The sequence below is a fragment of the Rothia sp. HMSC065D02 genome (assembly GCF_001815285.1).
In the GTDB taxonomy this organism is placed as follows: Bacteria; Actinomycetota; Actinomycetes; order Actinomycetales; family Micrococcaceae; genus Rothia; species Rothia dentocariosa.
Window position 1 is genome coordinate 701,154 of sequence record NZ_KV820092.1, and the last position, 2,658, is coordinate 703,811.

General features: G+C 62.0%; 1 CRISPR repeat array.

Annotation, left to right across the window (positions count from 1 at the left end):
• Nucleotides 1–5 precede the first annotated feature (5 nt).
• A CRISPR array of direct repeats spans nucleotides 6–2,657; the repeat unit is 29 nt; unit sequence GGGCTCATCCCCGCGGGTGCGGGGAACAT.
• Nucleotide 2,658 lies beyond the last annotated feature (1 nt).

Consider the following 2,658-nt stretch of genomic DNA (forward strand, 5'->3'; position numbering starts at 1 on the left):
GGGTAGGGCTCATCCCCGCGGGTGCGGGGAACATGCGTCTCACCCTGTGGTTCTCAGGGCATTAGAGGGCTCATCCCCGCGGGTGCGGGGAACATGAGGCGGTAGCGCTTTACCGTGCTGGGGAAAAGGGCTCATCCCCGCGGGTGCGGGGAACATGTACTTCGAGGTAAGGACGGCGTGGTACGAAAGGGCTCATCCCCGCGGGTGCGGGGAACATCCCATCGTCTTGCCGATGTGGTCGCCAATCCAGGGCTCATCCCCGCGGGTGCGGGGAACATTGACTTAGGAGTGGTGCCATGACGCAGCGGCAGGGCTCATCCCCGCGGGTGCGGGGAACATACCGGGCGTGGCTTCGCCCGTCTACACAAAATAGGCTCATCCCCGCGGGTGCGGGGAACATCGATAAATCCGTGCATTCAAGATTTCTTCGGCGGGCTCATCCCCGCGGGTGCGGGGAACATAACGAAAGTTCGGGTGCTTGCGGAAACCCGTGTGGCTCATCCCCGCGGGTGCGGGGAACATTCCCTGACCGGTTTGTACGGTTTAGGAAGAACGGGCTCATCCCCGCGGGTGCGGGGAACATGCCGCGTGCTGTCGGGACTGGTGCCCCCGTGGGGGCTCATCCCCGCGGGTGCGGGGAACATAAGAACTCACAGCCGCGTTAAGCTGCTCCACTGGGCTCATCCCCGCGGGTGCGGGGAACATTTTGTCAATCAGCGATTTAGCATTTCTGCTTTGGGCTCATCCCCGCGGGTGCGGGGAACATGACCGTTCCAGCTCTTCAAGAGCCGCTTTAGGGGGCTCATCCCCGCGGGTGCGGGGAACATCCCATCGTTTTGCTGATGTGGCCCCCAATCCAGGGCTCATCCCCGCGGGTGCGGGGAACATGCGCCGTTCGTGAGCTGAAAGAGCTTATTACCGGGCTCATCCCCGCGGGTGCGGGGAACATTGCGCCGGTGGCTGTTGAGAGGATGGAGGCTTGGGCTCATCCCCGCGGGTGCGGGGAACATTGACGGATTTTTTGATATCGTTCCTGAACTGTGGGCTCATCCCCGCGGGTGCGGGGAACATCTAGGATACTATGCGCAGGTTCAGGCACAGATGGGCTCATCCCCGCGGGTGCGGGGAACATTGATGCCGAGGGCGCGCATGGCGAGTAGTGCGGGGCTCATCCCCGCGGGTGCGGGGAACATTGATGTGCACATAGTCGATGTCGCCGGCGAGGGGGCTCATCCCCGCGGGTGCGGGGAACATACCGAGAACGGGCGGCTATCGAAGGCGCAAGAGGGCTCATCCCCGCGGGTGCGGGGAACATGTCCTTATCAAGAACCTCAGAAACTACCTGTAGGGCTCATCCCCGCGGGTGCGGGGAACATATTAAGAGGAGTATGCAGCGAAACCGTCGACGGGGCTCATCCCCGCGGGTGCGGGGAACATGGAAATCTCGACCTGCACCACCGTGCTTACTGGGGCTCATCCCCGCGGGTGCGGGGAACATTCCATCGAATCCATGCGGGACTGCAATGTTTCGGGCTCATCCCCGCGGGTGCGGGGAACATTGTGCACCCAAGTCATCAGCGGAAACCCCATCGGGCTCATCCCCGCGGGTGCGGGGAACATAGGTAAAGTCCATGTGAATCAAGCCGAAACCTGGGCTCATCCCCGCGGGTGCGGGGAACATTCCGCAATGGTTTTCGCTCCCTCTGATGTGGTGGGCTCATCCCCGCGGGTGCGGGGAACATTTCACAGATAGAAGTTCGCTGCTAATGGAAATGGGCTCATCCCCGCGGGTGCGGGGAACATGCACGAGGTGGCGGAGTGTGTCGCCGGGGTTTGGGCTCATCCCCGCGGGTGCGGGGAACATTACCCACGTCATTACATAATCGTAAGTCATTGGGGCTCATCCCCGCGGGTGCGGGGAACATTCCAACTCATTACGTAGCAACTTGAGGTCTTCGGGCTCATCCCCGCGGGTGCGGGGAACATGGCGATCGTGTAGAGCGCTCGCATTGTGTTTAGGGCTCATCCCCGCGGGTGCGGGGAACATCTAGGTATGCTGTATTGCCTTCTGCATACCAAGGGCTCATCCCCGCGGGTGCGGGGAACATACTATCGTAAGCCATGCGTCATTATCAAGGATGGGCTCATCCCCGCGGGTGCGGGGAACATTCAGTAGCCTTCTCACGGCACCGCTCGTTGGTGGGCTCATCCCCGCGGGTGCGGGGAACATACTCGCCTACTGTTGGTACGAGTGCCCATGAGGGGCTCATCCCCGCGGGTGCGGGGAACATCCTGCCACGGGCACTAATCATAAATTCACCCGGGGCTCATCCCCGCGGGTGCGGGGAACATTAGCAGAACCTTCTTTATCGTTCCAATGCTAGGGGCTCATCCCCGCGGGTGCGGGGAACATGAATTATTCTGTGATGATTCGGTGCTGTGGAGGGGCTCATCCCCGCGGGTGCGGGGAACATTTTTTGTACCCTCAGCTAACCGAGAATGGTTCGGGCTCATCCCCGCGGGTGCGGGGAACATAGGCGCTGCGCATCGCGCTCTACGAGAAGGAAGGGCTCATCCCCGCGGGTGCGGGGAACATGCTAATGATGCGCTTAAATCCCTCGGCCCGGCGGGCTCATCCCCGCGGGTGCGGGGAACATA